The sequence below is a fragment of the Glaciecola siphonariae genome, assembly GCF_042652645.1.
In the GTDB taxonomy this organism is placed as follows: domain Bacteria; phylum Pseudomonadota; class Gammaproteobacteria; order Enterobacterales; family Alteromonadaceae; genus Glaciecola; species Glaciecola siphonariae.
On sequence record NZ_JBHSGU010000002.1, the window covers coordinates 860,327 to 876,075 of the forward strand.

Sequence of the window (15,749 nt, forward strand, 5' to 3'; positions counted from 1 at the left end):
CCATGCGTAAACTTACCCATGAACAGCTTAAAGTCCCCGGCACTTTGGTAAGTGTTTGCTTTGCGCTAGCTATATTGCCACTCTCTCCCACTATGATGAGCTGGGTTTGGATTTTATTCTTATGCGCACTTGGTGTGGTATGGGCCAAGGTTGTTAAAAAGATAAGGCCGCTGAACAACGCAACGCTCAACCTTTTAGCCATATTTTGCATGCTGCTGCTCGTGTTCTTTTCCGGCAAATTCGGCTTGCTCTCAACCATGATTAATTTGTTAATTGTTGCTGGCTGTTTAAAGCTTATTACGATGCGCTCGTTCGCTGATTTTCATTTGATTATAGTCGTTGTTGTGTTTTTGGTGGCCTGTGGCTTTATTCATCATCAAGACCTGTTGCTCAGTAGCTATTACACCATCGTACTTTTTGCGACGCTCTCTAGCGCTTACTTCCTCAATAGCGGCAAACTAAAGCACGCTGCAAGTATTAAACAGTCCATGAAGCTGATTGCGCAAACCATTCCAATAACCGTTATCTTATTTATTATGGTACCGAGATTACCGCCCCTCTGGGAGGCAGCGTCAAAAAATTCGTCGAGCACAGGACTATCGGAGAACCTTACACCCGGTGACATTGCGAATCTTGCACAATCCGGCGATTTGGCTTTTCGTGCCGAGTTTACCGACACCATCCCCGCCCCTGAAGAGCGCTACTGGCGAGCAATCGTGCTGGATTACTTTAATGGCACCACATGGTCAATGAGCGAAGAAATGTCGACCTTTGAAAATACGCCCGATGTGACCCCATTTGGCGAAGCGACACGTTATCTTATTATTGCCGAGCCTAACGACTTAAGATGGCAATATTCTCTAGACTATCCGATTGTCGAGGAGGTTATGAGCGATAGAGCCATTCAACGAAATTCTTCCTATCAGCTTTTTACTGCCAAGGACAATACCAAGGCTAGCCTCTATATCGTGAACTCCTACATGGATATGCCGCTTAATCAGTATATGAGTCAGTATGAGCGTCAACGCCATTTACAAACGCCAAGAGAAGGCAATCCTCGTACTAGAGCTTATATAGCAGACACAATAGATGCGAGCATGGACACCTCGGCTCGCGTTAGTGCGATTGTCGATATGTTTAAAAGCTCGCAGTTTGCCTACACTTTAAAACCACCGCTGATGACGGTGGACCCCGTTGACCAATTTTTATTTGAGTATCAAAGAGGCTTTTGCTCACACTATGCAACATCCCTTGCTTACATGTTGAGACTGGCAGATGTTCCGGCTCGCGTCGTTACCGGATATCAAGGAGGTGAGCTACAGAATAAAAACATACTCACCGTTCGCCAGTACGACGCACACGCATGGGTTGAGTATTGGGCAGAAAATGAAGGGTGGAAGCGAATTGACCCCACCGCCATGGTTGCGCCTAACCGCTTAATGAGTGGGTTGTTTTCAAGTATTACGGAAGAAGAGGGTGACCTAGTTGAGCGCCCGTTTAATTTATCAGAGTTTAATGACGCGGCAATAATTCGCCAAATTAGAGACTTTCTGGTTCTGATTGATCATCAGTGGACGCAATCAGTTTTACGCTTTGATCAAGACTCACAGCGTGACCTGATCAAAAAGCTCTTTGGTGATTTTAATGCAAAGAATATGACCACGTTTATGTTCGTTGCCTTGGGCATCATTGTTTTGTTTATCGCTCTGGTTTTTCTACCCTATAAAAGTTGGTTTTCACGCACCGCCCCTTCAGCCTTAAGTACCCTGCTCGCTTTCCTTGAGCAACACGGCATGCAAAAAAAGCCACATGAAACGCTTAAACAGTTTTCTACCCGCATTTCGCCTAAGCTCAACAGTAGGCAGCAAAAGGAACTTACGCGCTTTGTGAATCGCTTCTATCGGGCGCAATACGCAAACAAAGACGCTGAACCGAAAGAATTTGAACGTTTGCTCTACTCCTTAAAATTAAGCTTTAAAAGTAAACGTTAAACAATAATCGCGCCCATAAAAAAACCGGCTATTTCAGCCGGTTTTTGTTTTATGCATATTGCCGATACTTATTTTTTCTCAGCTTTACGTGCTCTTACTTCTTCGATTACTTTCTCAGATACGTTTTGCGGACAAGGCGTATAGTGTGAGAATTCCATCGAGAACTGACCACGGCCAGACGTCATGGTACGTAGCGAACCAATATAACCGAACATCTCAGATAACGGTACGTCAGCCTTAACGCGAACGCCTGTAGCGCCAGCTTCTTGGTCTTTAATCATGCCGCGACGACGGTTCAAGTCACCGATTACGTCACCTACATGATCGTCTGGCGTGAATACGTCAACTTTCATGATTGGTTCAATAAGCTGTGGACCCGCTTTTGGAATCGACTGACGGAAAGCACCTTTCGCTGCAATTTCAAAGGCAATTGCAGATGAGTCAACCGCGTGGAAACCACCGTCGTAAAGCTCAACTTCAACGTCTAACACTGGGAAGCCAGCTAGTACGCCCTCTTCCATCATGCTTTTAAAGCCCTTTTCAATCGCTGGGAAGAATTCTTTTGGAACGTTACCACCCACAACAATAGACTTAAAGGTAAAGCCTGAATTTGGCTCGCCAGGACGGATGCGGTAATCAATTTTACCAAATTGACCAGAACCACCAGACTGCTTCTTGTGCGTGTACGAATCTTCAACCGCTTGCGTAATAGTTTCACGGTAAGCAACCTGTGGTTGACCCACCTGCAGTTCAACGCCGTAAGTACGCTTAAGAATATCTACTTTAATATCTAAGTGAAGCTCACCCATTCCTTTCAAAATGGTTTCGCCTGAATCTTCGTCAGTCTCAACTTGGAACGTTGGGTCTTCAGCAACCATTTTACCGATGGCAATACCCATTTTCTCAGTTGAACCTTTATCTTTAGGTGCAACAGCGATTGAGATTACAGGCTCAGGGAAAATCATAGGCTCAAGCGTGCACTCATGCTTAGGATCGCAAAGTGTGTGACCTGTTTTAACGTTTTTCATGCCAACAATCGCTAAGATATCACCCGCTTGCGCAGAGCTTAGTTCGGTGCGGTCATCAGCATTCATTTCAACCATTCGGCCTACACGCTCAGTTTTACCGGTTGCTGAGTTCAATATGGTATCGCCTTTATTCAGCTTACCAGAATAAATACGGATAAAGGTCAATGCACCAAAACGGTCATCCATAATTTTAAACGCTAGTGCGCGGAATGGTTCATCAACGGTAACGATTGCTTTTTCGCCAGTTGCTTCACCGGTTTCTGGGTCGCATAGATCCTGTGGCTCAACTTCTGTTGGGCTTGGCAAGTAGTCTACAACGGCGTCTAGTACGTTTTGTACACCTTTGTTTTTAAATGCAGAACCACAATATGTTGGGAAGAAAGCTAGGTCGCGAGTACCTTTACGAATACAACGCTTTAGGTCTTCAATAGAAGGTTCTTCGCCGTCCATGTAAGCCATCATTAGGTCATCGTCTTGCTCTACTGCTGTTTCAATCAGCATTTCACGGTACTCTGCCGCTTTGTCTACCATATCAGCAGGAATGTCTTCAACTTTGTAATTTTCAGGTAAACCCGTGTCGTCCCAGATGTAGGCTTTTTGCTCTAGCAAATCAACAACACCACAGAACTCGTCTTCAATACCGATTGGCAAAACCATCACTAATGGGTTAGCACCCAATACAGTTTTAACCTGCTTAACAACGCGATAGAAATCAGCGCCCATACGGTCAAGCTTGTTCACGAAGATAATACGAGATACTTCTGAGTCGTTTGCGTAGCGCCAGTTAGTTTCTGACTGCGGCTCAACACCACCAGAACCACAGAATACACCCACACCGCCGTCTAGTACTTTAAGTGAACGGTATACTTCAACAGTAAAGTCAACGTGTCCTGGAGTATCGATAACGTTAAAACGGTGGCCTTTCCAAAAACAGGTTACCGCTGCAGACTGGATAGTAATCCCGCGCTCAGCTTCTTGTTCCATGAAGTCGGTCGTTGATTCGCCGTCATGTACTTCACCGGTTTTATGGATTTTTCCGGTGAGTTTTAAAATTCGTTCGGTAGTGGTCGTTTTGCCCGCATCAACGTGAGCAAAAATACCTATATTTCTGTAATGTGCTAAATCTGACATATTTCCACTTCATAGGTTTGAGAAAAATTTGGCGCGGATTATATAGATTATTGAGCAGAAATTACACCACTTTCATGCTTATTTTTGTAGATAGATGCGTAAAAAGCGAAAATACCGACTAAAGCACCTGTTTTGACGCAAATTCTGCAACCATTTGAGAATTTTTGATAATCATAAAGGTCACCTCATCACGATTATGATACAAATGTTTGGCACACATCAAAAAGTCTTGCTCACCTGATTTATGTGCGGCTTCAAACTCTTCAATCAGTGGAGCAAGCGTTAAATAACGCTTTTTCATGGGTAATTTTAAATTGAAGATAGCCGCGCTGGCTAAACGAGACGTGAGCCAGTGCGTCATCAGTTTTGCGACTCTGTCGGGTTTCTCAATCATATCGCAAACTAACCAGTCTACATGCTTGTCTTTGGGTGTGTAGGTGAAGCCGTCAGCCGCATGGTAACTCACTAAGCCGCTTTGCATGAGCTTATCGTCCATCGCTCCATTATCGACCGCCTCAACTCGCAAGCCTCGGCTCACAAGCTGATAGGTCCATCCTCCTGGGCATGCACCAAGGTCTACCGCACTCATTCCTGTTTGAAATAGCGCTTGTTCCTGTTGTTTAGTGCAAAACAGCGTTATCGCTTCCTCGAGCTTTAAGGTAGAACGAGATGGCGCATCAGCAGGAAACTTTAAGCGTTTAATGCCCAATAAATCTTCACTGCGATCGCCCGGCATCGATATGGCTAAAATACATGCGTCTCCTTGCTCGAAGAACACATGAAGATACGGCAGACTATGAGATTGTTGCTTACTTAACACACCATTTTTGCGCAGCGCACTTCTAAGCGGCACCGTAAATTTTTTGGAAAACTTGGCAATTTCTTTGCCCGATTCGGTATCTGGATACTCTACGCGAACATCACCGAAGAGGATGGCTTGCGCGTTTTCTGACATCCAAGCTTGTAGTCCTTCGACCACCTCGCCAACTCGATCGCGCATGTTGCTGAAGCTCAACTCGCTTATTATGAGGGTTTTCTGCCTCGCGAAAATAATCGACGACAAGCGAGGCATAGCATCGCATTGACTTTGAATGCTTACATCTTGTTTTTGCACTTTTCCAGAGGGCGTGATTTGAAAACGTAAAAAGCCTTTGTCTTTACTAAAACGGCCATAGCCAAATCTGTTCTGTCGAGCGAGCTTATGTTCAAGTTCGCTCGATAAATCAGCCTCGTATCCGCTGCGGCAGTAAAACAGAAACTCATGCGTCATTACATGTCTCGCTGTTTAATCCCTTTGCGGCCTTGGTATGTTTATATACTTGAAAAATAAAGCCGCCCCACCCTAATAACAACATCAGTCCGCCTAAAGGCGTAATAAATGCGACAAAAGAAAAACCACCGCTGGCCAACAAATACAAGCTACCGCTAAAACAGACTATCCCTAGTGTGAAGCACATCGCTACGAAGCGAGATGCCATATTCGGCAAGCTTAATTGTAAAACGCCAATCAGAATAAGCGCTATACCATGATACATTTGATAGCGAGCACCCGTTTCAACCACGCTTAAGTGATATTCGCTCAACACAGCTTTTAAACCATGGGCTGCAAATGCGCCAATCATAACGCTGAGTAAGCAAAACGCCGCGCCCGTTATCAAGGCAAACCGAGCATTAGCTAGCGCTGTAGAATTATTCGATGCTGCATGAAGCGTTTTACTCAATGTTTTCACCATATCCTTCAATTTGCGTGAGCATCCAATCACGAAACACCTTTATCTTGCTTTTATCGGCTTGTGATTCTCTGCACACCAAGTAGTAACTTTGTTTACTTTCAATCTTTTCAACAAAGGGGCAAACCAAACGCCCACTATCGATATCGGGTTTTGCCAGCACAGTATCTGATAAAGCAATGCCTTGACCAATTGCAGCTGCTTGCAAAACTAACATCGTATGACTGAATATAGGCCCTTGGTTCACATTGATACCCTTGACCGAAAAAGCCTGCAGCCAGTTTTTCCATGCGCTGCGCGTATTATCATGAAGCAAAGTGTGGTGGCTTAAGTCATCGAGTGAATTAAGAGGCTTGCCTCGCTGCAGGAGCAGCGGCGAGCACATGGGGGTTAAGTACTCCGCAATTAGCTTTGTGGCGTGCAGTCCTGTCCACGACCCCTTGCCGTAATAAACAGCGATATCGACCGAGTCATCTAAAAATCCATCGTCTAAGTCAACGGCTTTGATGCGCACGTCGATGTCGGTATGAGCGGCAGAGAACTGATATATCTTTGGCACTAACCACTGACTTGCAAAACTTGGCGGGGTTGCAACGGTGATTGCGCCTTTTGCACCCATCGCTAGCAAACGATCGGTGGCTTCCTGAACTTGTGTGAATATGTCTCGTAAATCTTGAAAATAAGCCTGCCCCTCTTCGGTTAACAACAGCGAGCGATTCTTCCGATGAAATAGTTTTGTCGACAGATAGCTTTCTAGCGATTTAATTTGATGGCTCACAGCCGCTTGGGTCACAAACAGCTCATCAGCCGCTTTAGTAAAGCTTAAATGGCGGGCAGCAGACTCAAACGCTTTTAGAGCATTTAAAGGCGGCAGACGTTTAGGCATAAATTCTCGCGTATTGATTAAGACAAATATACATTAGATTTTCTAATGATATCACACAATTAATGTTGTTCATCTTTTGTTCGTTTTAGCCGTAATATATATGGCGAAAAGTGAAATAAAATTTATTTATTTCAATCAGTTAAACTTGTAAAAACAATGTTAGCTAAAGCGTACTTTTTATTACAAATATTACATTAACATTAATTAGGAGAATCAAATGAAATCTTTCACACTAGCTGTTTTGACTGCTGGTATTTTAAACACCGCATCGGCTGCTCAACCCGCAGACGGATACGTATCTAGCAATGCACTGTCTAAAAGCGAAATTACCGCTATATTAGATGTTAAAACCAAGCAAAGCATCGATATTGCTCCGCTTGTTATCACGCCGATTTCAGTTTCAAACGAATTTGTCTTACTTGCGCGCGACACCAGAAGCAAGCGCACACAAGTGAGCCCCGTTAAAACATTAGGTGATGAGTAAGTTCAAGTCGGCAAGACCAATAACAGCTTATTGCGCAGCTTTCACTGCTTAAGCCTAGTCTTGCCAAACCTTTTTATCACTCGCGATTGCGTACAGCATATCGGCTTTGTTGTCTAACAAGGTAGCGAATGCTTGCTGGTCTTTATCCAGTGTATTACTTCTACGAATATTTTCAGCCTGCATACGCCAAGAGTAAGAAAAGCGTTTCATTGCCTCTCTGGCAGTTTCAGCAGCCTCTACAGGCACAGCGTCGGCAGGAACGTCACCACTGATTACCCAAAACGATTTTTTGTCCTGACTTCTAATCCTCCAAACCGCGGCATAAGGCGCTAAATAGCGACTTTCTTCGGTCACTACCGATTCAAACAAAATGCCCTTCTCAGCGAGATGTTTATTCGCTCGTTGAAATTGCTCTCGCACCCATTTTGATAGCGACTCTTGGTCGTTTATTTCTGTCATTATTTTTCCAATTCAATATTTTAATTTACTAGCGCTTCTATGGGGTGCCGTGGTCGAAATCTCGCCAGACGCTTAACTTGACTGCGACAGGAATAGCCGGTAGCCAAGACCCGTGAGGCATCATACTGCTCAATTTTACGACGCCAACTCAAATCATAAATGCCAATGGAGTTTTCTAAGTGTTCCGTTTCATGCCCGTAAGTTCCCGCCATGCCGCAACACCCCACAGGAATGATCTCAAGGGTCAGACCTAAACGCTTAAATATGCCCTGCCAGTCTTTTTCAGAACTTGGCAGTGCCGTTTTTTCTGTGCAGTGCGCGAACAAATAAAAAGGCTTATTGTCGTTCACTCGTATATTGTCAAAACACTGTTCTGGCACATCGCTTAGCCATTCGGTGAGCGTGTTAACAGCAAAGTTGCCCCGCTGAGCACCCAATATTTTATCGTATTCGTCGCGGTAACACAGCACCAATGACGCATCGACGCCAATTAATGGAATACCTAAATCGCCAACGGCATTTAAAAACCCAGCAGTGCTGCGTGCTGTGTGCTCAAACTCTTTCAAGAACCCCTTTACATGCTGCGGCTTTCCATTTGGAGAAAACGGCAGTAGAACGCCGTGATAACCTAATCCTTGAATAAACGCTAAGGTTTTATCAACCGCATCTGCGTCGTAAAAGCTGGTAAAGGGGTCTTGCACCACAAGCACATATTTGGCCTTTTGTTCATCAGGCAATGCTTTTAGGGCGTTTAAATCATATTGACTGCTCAGTGCGCTTAAGCGCTTCGTCAAAGGTGGATAAGACAGTAGCGGCGCATCTACATAACCCACCCATTGTTTGAGAACATACTTAACTAAACGGTTGTCAAGAAAGGCGTTGGCCAGTCTCGGGATGCGCGCAAGCATGGGTGCCAAGCGCTCAACGTTTGCAACAAAATAGTCTTTTAAAGGCCGCGCATATTTGGTGTAGTAAATCGCCAAAAATTTTGCTCGAAAATCAGGTACGTCTACGTTCACAGGACACTGATTGGTGCACGACTTACATGCTAAGCACCCATTCATCGCCTCAAAGACTTCGTGAGAAAAGTCAGACGCGTCAGGCTGTTTGGCCGATGTAACGCGACTGAACATACTCAATGGCGTAAAGCTCTTATAGGATAAGTCTGTGGTGTTCACCCCATGACGCTGCAACTGATATAGCCATTCACGAATTAAGCCCGCTCGTCCTTTGGGGCTGTGACGGCGGTCTCGCGTAATCTTACTAGACGGGCACATCGGCGAGGTGGTGTCGTAGTTATAGCAAAGTCCGTTCCCGTTACAGCTCATCGCAGGCGCGAATGCCTCTCTGAGGGTAATCGGTATTTGTCGGTCGTAGGTGGCACGCTTTACATCATCTACTTTAACCAACTGTGCGCCCGACTGATAAGGCGTACAAATTTTACCGGGGTTCATTTTATTATGAGGGTCAAAGGCCGCTTTAATCTTGCATATTTCGTCATACAGCTCTTCTCCAAAAAAGGCAGGCGCGTATTCACTACGATAGCCCTTGCCATGCTCACCCCACATCAATCCGCCGTATTTGGCCACCAGCGCAACAACTTGGTCAGATATCGTTTTAACGAGTTTTTCTTGGTCTTCATCATATAAATTCAGCGCCGGGCGCACATGTAAAACGCCAGCATCAACATGACCAAACATACCGTATTGCAGTCCGTGACTGTCTAACAGCGCTCTAAACTCCATAATGAAATCGGCAAGTTTCTCTGGCGGAACTGCGGTGTCTTCGGCAAACGCAATGGGCTTTTTATCGCCCTTGGTTTTACCTAATAAACCAACCGCTTTTTTACGCATACCGTAAATCTTTTTAATCTCAGCGGTATCGTAGGTAATTTGATAACCAATGACACCAGAGCGCTCATTCGCTATTTCGGAGTCGAGCCGTTCGCTCAGCAGCTTGATTTTTTGTTCAATAGCGTCCTTATCGTCGCTGTTGTACTCAACCATATTCAAGCCGTCCATCACTTTACCAGGCACATCTTGAATGAGCTCCGATACGCTGTGCCAAACAATGTCAGCCCGCGCCAGCCCAAGCACTCGGCTGTCGACGGTTTCTACAGAGGTGGCGTTAGCGGCAATCATCGATGGCGCGTGGCGCAGCGCTGACTCAAAATCATTGTATTTAATATTTACCAACGCAGTATGGCTTGGAATTTTGGTAATATTGAGTTTGGCTTCTGCGATAAAGGCTAACGACCCCTCAGAGCCTGCAAGCAGTCGACTCACATCTATCGTATCGTTAAGCTGGTCGTAGGCGTGTTCTAGGTCGTAGCCGGTTAAGAAACGATTTAACCGAGGAAACTTATCTAAAATAGCTTGGCGTTTACCGACGCAGCTCATCAATACTTGCTGCAAAATTTTAGCGTAATCGGTATTTTCGGTTGCCATTGCTTTTGCATCATCCATGCTCAATGGCGCTGTATGCAATACTTCTCCGCTAGCGGTAACCGACGTTAAACCTAACACATGATCGCTGGTTTTCCCGTAAACTAACGAGCCTTGCCCAGAAGCATCGGTGTTGATCATGCCGCCAATGGTTGCACGATTACTGGTAGAGAGGTCGGGCGAAAAGAAGTATTTGTGAGGGCGTAAGTAATCATTTAACGCGTCTTTGATGACCCCGCACTGCACTCTTACCCACTGCTGTTCGAGGTTCAGCTCTAAAATCTCACGCATGTGCTTGGAGGTGTCAATAACAATACCTGGCGTCAGCGATTGACCATTCGTGCCTGTGCCGCCGCCCCTTGCACTAAAGCTTACATTTGCAAAGTCTTTTCCCACCGCTGCGATTGTGGCGAGGTCATCTACATTTTTGGGAAACACCACGGCTTGAGGAATGCGCTGATAAATAGAATTATCAGTAGCGACTGCCATACGGCTTGAATAAGACACTTCAATTTCGCCGCTAAAGCTACTTTCCTGTAACTTAGCCAAATATGCTTGAGTATCCGCTTTTACGGTGTCTTGTGGCGCTAGTGTAGGTAGTACGCTCAATGTCCCCTCCTTTTTCTGAACGCTGAGTATACTGATTTCAACACCAACGCTCTAGGACTAATAGCTACCAAAGCCTTTATTTATATTCACGAGCGCAAAAACTTCTTGCCATCAGCGATTGTGTTCAGACAGTCCAGCAAATATTAAAATAAGCACGAGTATTATAAGATTTTATTCATGTATTTTTATATTCCGCCGAGTTATATATCAGCGACTTTTACTTTTAAGCTTGTATTTGTTACACTTACGCGGAATTTGGAGGAATTATGAGTAATTTTTTAAAGAAAATATTTAAACCTAAACACCCTTATGCACCGGTTGCCTACTTAGGCAGAAAAACCGTTGAACGGTCGTTAGACTGCAAAGTAACCAAACGCAAAGCGCTTGAAAAACAAATGCGTGAAGAAGGCCACAAAACCGAAGCGGCATAAGGTGCAGCACATCTTCGCGTCATCTCGATAGTAAACGTTCTGACTTAGCGTTAGTTAAACGCGGTTTTAACAGTGCCGAGCGCGCAGGCCGACAGCATAGACTGATAACATTGGCTATTGGAATTAGCTATAAAAATTGGTCAGCAGCATTAACTAATAGTACTGAAAAAGATTTACAAAAAAGGCGTCACTTAGACGCCTTTTTTGCATGTTAAATAATGCTTAGCATTTAGCCCCAGTAATTAAGCATTATGCTGTTCAGCTAAATAAAGCCATGTTTCTACTACGGTATCTGGATTTAAAGAGACACTATCAATACCTTGCTCAACTAACCATGCTGCAAAATCTTCATGGTCAGAAGGTCCTTGACCACAAATACCCACGTACTTTCCTCGCGCTTTCGCTGCTTTAATTGCCATTGACAGCAGAGCCTTAACCGCATCATTACGCTCATCAAATAAATGCGCTATTAAGCCTGAATCACGGTCTAAACCTAAGGTAAGCTGAGTTAAGTCATTTGAACCAATAGAGAAACCGTCAAACAAATCTAAAAACTGATCTGCCAACAAGGCATTAGACGGAAGCTCGCACATCATAATAATGCGTAAGCCGTTCTCTCCCTGCACGAGTCCTTGGTCTTTGAGCAAATCAATAACTTGACGTCCCTCTTCAACCGTCCGAATAAAGGGGATCATGATTTCAACATTAACCAAACCCATTTTATTGCGAACGCGTTTAATCGCCTCACACTCCAGCGCAAAGCAGTCTCTGAAATCTTCAGAAATATACCGGCTCGCACCTCTAAAACCTAGCATCGGGTTTTCTTCATCAGGTTCGTACTGATAGCCGCCCACCAAATTGTAATATTCGTTAGATTTGAAATCAGACATACGAACAATCACTTTCTTTGGAGAAAACGCAGCACCAATGCTGGCGATACCCTCAACAAGTTTTTCAATATAAAACTCCACCGGAGATTCATAGCCAGCAATCATGTCGGTGATTTCATCTTTTAAGTCTTGCGGCTGGTCATCAAAATTTAACAGCGCCTTCGGATGCACCCCAATCATGCGGTTGATGATAAATTCCAAACGCGCTAAACCAACGCCTTCGTGAGGTAAACGCGCGAAATCAAAGGCGCGGTCTGGATTACCCACATTCATCATCACTTTAAGCGGTAAATCGGGCATGGCGTCAACCCGAGACGTGGTAACGTCAAAATCGAGTACTTTATTGTAGATGTAGCCCGTATCGCCCTCGGCACACGACACAGTGACTTCATCTCCAGTAGCAATTGAGTCAGTCGCATTGCCGCATCCCACAACCGCAGGAATACCCATTTCACGCGCGATAATAGCGGCGTGACACGTGCGACCGCCGCGATTAGTCACAATAGCAGAGGCCTTTTTCATGATCGGCTCCCAGTCTGGGTCGGTCATGTCAGTTACCAGCACATCGCCTTGTTCAATTTTGTCCATCTCAGCGATAGAGCCAAGCACCTTTGCCTTACCCGCACCAATTTTATGGCCAATCGCTCGCCCTTCGCATACTAATGTCGCACTATCTTTTAATTGAAAACGCTCAATTACCTGCATGTCTTCGCGGCTTCGAACCGTTTCAGGACGCGCTTGCACAATATAAAGCTTTCCATCAATGCCGTCTTTGGCCCATTCAATGTCCATAGGGCGCTGATAGTGCTTTTCGATAATTAGGGCTTGTTTGGCAAGCTCCATAACCTCATCGTCGTTAATTGAAAAACGTTTTGAATCGTGGGCATCTATGTCGACAATCGAGACTTGTTTACCGTGCTCTAAGTCTTCAGAGTAAATCATTTTGGTTAACTTGCTACCAATATTGCGGCGCAGCACTGCCGGCCTATCAGAAGCTAACGTAGGTTTGTGTACATAAAATTCGTCTGGATTTACCGCGCCCTGCACTACCATTTCGCCAAGCCCGTATGAGCTGGTGATAAACACAACATCTTCAAAACCCGATTCAGTATCGATGGTAAACATCACGCCAGACGCAGCAACATCACTACGAACCATGCGCTGAATACCGGCAGAGAGCGCCACCCCTTTATGGTCATAGCCCTGATGCACTCGGTAAGAGATTGCGCGGTCGTTAAATAGCGATGCGAACACATGCTTGATTGCTACGAGCACCGACTCATAGCCTTTCACGTTCAAAAATGTTTCTTGCTGCCCGGCAAACGAGGCATCTGGCATATCTTCGGCAGTAGCCGACGAACGCACTGCGAACGAAGCTTGCTCACCGGCATCGGCGCAGAGGGTTTCAAAGGCATTTTTTATTTCACGCTCAAGTTCTTCTTGAAATGGCGTATCGAGTATCCACTGCCTTATCTGTTCGCCTGCTTTAGCAAGCGCGTTTACATCCTCAACATCTAATGCGTCGAGTACTTCGTGAATACGTGCCTCAACTCCGCTTTGCACCAAAAACTCATTAAAAGCATGCGCTGTTGTTGCAAAACCGCCAGGCACTTGCACACCCGCGTTTGATAGGTTTGATATCATTTCCCCTAATGATGCGTTTTTACCGCCAACGCGATTTACATCGTCCATGCCCAACTGTTGATACCAAAGAACGTAATCCTGCACTATAGTGGCCTCCATCAAACCCCGAAACTTAAAAATAAGAAGTGAAAGATTTCACTTACTATTACAAAACGAATTAAACGTGCTAGCGTAAAGCACTGCACGATTTTAAATTGGGTTTTATTGCAAAGTAAAATTTAATTTTTTTCGTAATTAAATTACAACAATGTTAAGGAGATGTTGTGCGCGCTGCATTTTATATATCTGACGGTACAGCTATAACAGCAGAGGTATTTGGTCACGCTTTATTGTCTTTATTTCCAATGGAATTTGATCACATCACGGTGCCATTTGTTGAAACCGAACAACATGCAAAAGAGGTGCTTTATCAGATAGAACAATCATTTAAGGAAAGTGGGCAGCGACCTTTGGTCTTTTTTACGATGGTAAACGCAGAAGTCGGGAAGCTAATAAGTCAATCGGTAGGCATTAATTACAATTTTCTAGACCAGTTTGTCGCGCCGCTTGAAAAAGTCATTGGGGTTCCATCAAAACCTGTTAAGCATCGAACGCACAGCATGCACGAACAAACGTATGACATTCGCATTGAAGCCGTCAACTACGCCCTAGCAAACGATGACGGTTCAAATTTAAAAGACTATGAAGAGGCGGATATCATTTTAGTTGGCGTATCACGCTCAGGCAAAACACCCACCAGCCTATATTTAGCCCTGCAATACGGCATCAAAGCGGCTAACTACCCATTTACAGAAGAAGATATGGGAGATATCTTAAAACTGCCGCCCATTCTAAAACGATTTAAACAAAAACTATTTGGTTTAACCATTAGCGCAGATAGGCTACATGCCATCCGCTCAGAACGCCGTGCTAACAGTCGCTACGCATCTATACAGCAATGCAGAATGGAGTTGCGTGAAGTAGAAAATCTCTATCGGAAAGAAAAAATTCCATGCCTAAACAGCACTAAGTTTTCAGTAGAAGAGATCTCGGCCAAGATACTCGCCCAAACAGGCTTGAAACGCAGAAAGTACTAAGTTTTGTGTTAAAGGGGTGAGTTCGATTGCAATAGATACGCAGCATGATAGGCCTTTAAAGGCCTACGCTTTTCTTACTCATTGTTTGATGATTTTGCTGACGACTCACGCTTTTGCTTGGCACCTGTAATCTTGTTCGCCCGTCCCTCTTCTTTCGCTTTTTGAGCACGTAACTTACGAATTTCTTTAGGGTCGGCAATCAGTGGGCGATAAATTTCAATGCGATCGCCGTCTTTTATCTCATCGCTTAAACGACACGTACGATTCCAAACGCCTACTTTGTTTTCAGACAGATTTATCTCAGTGTAAATATCCAGCACGCCAGACAGCACGATTGCCTGTTCTACGGTAGTTGACGGGGGTACAGTAAGACTTATAAGAGACTGCTTATTAGGCAGTCCGTATGTGACCTCAATTGCCAAATGCTCGGACATTAACCGTACACCCTTTTAGCGCGCTCGGTAAATGCATGCACCATATTGTTTGTCAGAGCCTTAAATACTTTGCCGAAAGCAAATTCAACCAGCTTGCTTGTAAAGGTAAAATCAAGTTCTAGCTCTATTTTGCAGGCCTCGTCAGACAGCGGTGTAAAACGCCAGCCCCCGCTTAAGGACTTAAAAGGACCGTCGGCTAAATCCATATCGATTTGCCGCCCCGGAGTGAGACTATTGCGAGTAACAAGTTCTTGATTGACGCCTGCTTTGCTGAGCAGCATTTTAGCCAACATATGGTGTTCACTTTGCTCAAGGACTTCGCTTCTGCGGCAACCAGGCAGAAACTTGTCGTATGCGTTGACGTCGTTCACTAAATCGTACATTTGCATGGCACTGTAAGCGACTAATGCGCTCTTTTTAATTTTAGGCATTGCATCCAATAACTACTGGGTAATATTTCCTAGTTGTTGGGTTGAAATCACTCAAATTCAACCTAATAAAGACAATTCTCG

General features: G+C 44.7%; 13 protein-coding genes. 4 read left to right on the plus strand and 9 right to left on the minus strand.

Annotated elements, in window-relative coordinates; all coding sequences use genetic code 11:
- Positions 1-2: 2 nt before the first annotated feature.
- The gene (locus ACFO4O_RS05290; RefSeq protein WP_382406310.1) at positions 3-1,991 is read left to right on the plus strand and encodes a transglutaminase TgpA family protein; all 1,989 of its coding nucleotides are present in this window, start codon (positions 3-5) and stop codon (positions 1,989-1,991) included.
- Positions 1,992-2,059: 68 nt separating this feature from the next.
- On the opposite strand, the gene fusA is transcribed toward ACFO4O_RS05290, so the two are convergent.
- The 4 genes from fusA to ACFO4O_RS05310 form a co-directional block, all read right to left on the minus strand.
- A complete protein-coding gene (gene fusA / locus ACFO4O_RS05295) occupies positions 2,060-4,150 on the minus strand; it encodes an elongation factor G (protein WP_382406311.1) in 2,091 nt (696 codons plus the stop codon).
- A gap of 118 nt (positions 4,151-4,268) precedes the next feature.
- Complete coding sequence (gene rlmM, locus ACFO4O_RS05300) at positions 4,269-5,420, minus strand: 23S rRNA (cytidine(2498)-2'-O)-methyltransferase RlmM (RefSeq protein ID WP_382406312.1); 1,152 nt, start codon at positions 5,418-5,420, stop codon at positions 4,269-4,271.
- A complete protein-coding gene (locus tag ACFO4O_RS05305) occupies positions 5,410-5,871 on the minus strand; it encodes a DUF423 domain-containing protein (protein ID WP_382406313.1) in 462 nt (153 codons plus the stop codon). Before ACFO4O_RS05305 ends, rlmM begins: the two co-directional genes overlap by 11 nt.
- Positions 5,864-6,766 (minus strand): transcriptional regulator GcvA, encoded by a 903-nt coding sequence (locus ACFO4O_RS05310; protein ID WP_382406314.1) that lies wholly within the window; start codon positions 6,764-6,766, stop codon positions 5,864-5,866. Before ACFO4O_RS05310 ends, ACFO4O_RS05305 begins: the two co-directional genes overlap by 8 nt.
- A 217-nt stretch (positions 6,767-6,983) precedes the next feature.
- On the opposite strand from ACFO4O_RS05310, the gene ACFO4O_RS05315 reads away from it, so the two are divergent.
- Positions 6,984-7,250 carry a hypothetical protein gene (locus tag ACFO4O_RS05315; RefSeq protein WP_382406315.1) on the plus strand — a complete coding sequence of 89 codons (267 nt, stop codon included), beginning with the start codon at positions 6,984-6,986 and terminating at the stop codon, positions 7,248-7,250.
- A 54-nt stretch (positions 7,251-7,304) separates the two neighbouring features.
- Here the strand turns inward: ACFO4O_RS05315 and ACFO4O_RS05320 are convergent, their stop codons facing one another.
- Both ACFO4O_RS05320 and ydiJ read right to left on the minus strand, forming a co-directional pair.
- Entirely contained in the window at positions 7,305-7,709 is a 405-nt protein-coding gene (locus tag ACFO4O_RS05320) for a DUF4826 family protein (RefSeq protein ID WP_382406316.1), read from the minus strand.
- 20 nt (positions 7,710-7,729) lie between these two features.
- Complete coding sequence (ydiJ, locus tag ACFO4O_RS05325; protein ID WP_382406317.1) at positions 7,730-10,762, minus strand: D-2-hydroxyglutarate dehydrogenase YdiJ; 3,033 nt, start codon at positions 10,760-10,762, stop codon at positions 7,730-7,732.
- 266 nt (positions 10,763-11,028) lie between these two features.
- On the opposite strand from ydiJ, the gene ACFO4O_RS05330 reads away from it, so the two are divergent.
- Complete coding sequence (locus ACFO4O_RS05330) at positions 11,029-11,193, plus strand: hypothetical protein (protein ID WP_382406318.1); 165 nt, start codon at positions 11,029-11,031, stop codon at positions 11,191-11,193.
- 242 nt (positions 11,194-11,435) lie between these two features.
- Here ACFO4O_RS05330 and ppsA read toward each other — a convergent pair whose 3' ends face one another.
- Positions 11,436-13,811, minus strand: a complete 2,376-nt coding sequence (ppsA, locus tag ACFO4O_RS05335) for a phosphoenolpyruvate synthase (RefSeq protein ID WP_382406319.1) — start codon at positions 13,809-13,811, stop codon at positions 11,436-11,438.
- Between the two features lie 179 nt (positions 13,812-13,990).
- Here ppsA and ppsR point away from each other — a divergent pair, with 179 nt between their 5' ends.
- Positions 13,991-14,803 carry a posphoenolpyruvate synthetase regulatory kinase/phosphorylase PpsR gene (gene ppsR / locus ACFO4O_RS05340; RefSeq protein ID WP_382406320.1) on the plus strand — a complete coding sequence of 271 codons (813 nt, stop codon included), beginning with the start codon at positions 13,991-13,993 and terminating at the stop codon, positions 14,801-14,803.
- A 74-nt stretch (positions 14,804-14,877) separates the two neighbouring features.
- On the opposite strand, the gene ACFO4O_RS05345 is transcribed toward ppsR, so the two are convergent.
- Entirely contained in the window at positions 14,878-15,237 is a 360-nt protein-coding gene (locus ACFO4O_RS05345; protein ID WP_382406321.1) for an RnfH family protein, read from the minus strand.
- The gene (locus tag ACFO4O_RS05350) at positions 15,237-15,668 is read right to left on the minus strand and encodes an SRPBCC family protein (protein WP_382406322.1); all 432 of its coding nucleotides are present in this window, start codon (positions 15,666-15,668) and stop codon (positions 15,237-15,239) included. The genes ACFO4O_RS05345 and ACFO4O_RS05350 overlap by 1 nt, the downstream gene beginning before the upstream one ends.
- Positions 15,669-15,749 lie beyond the last annotated feature (81 nt).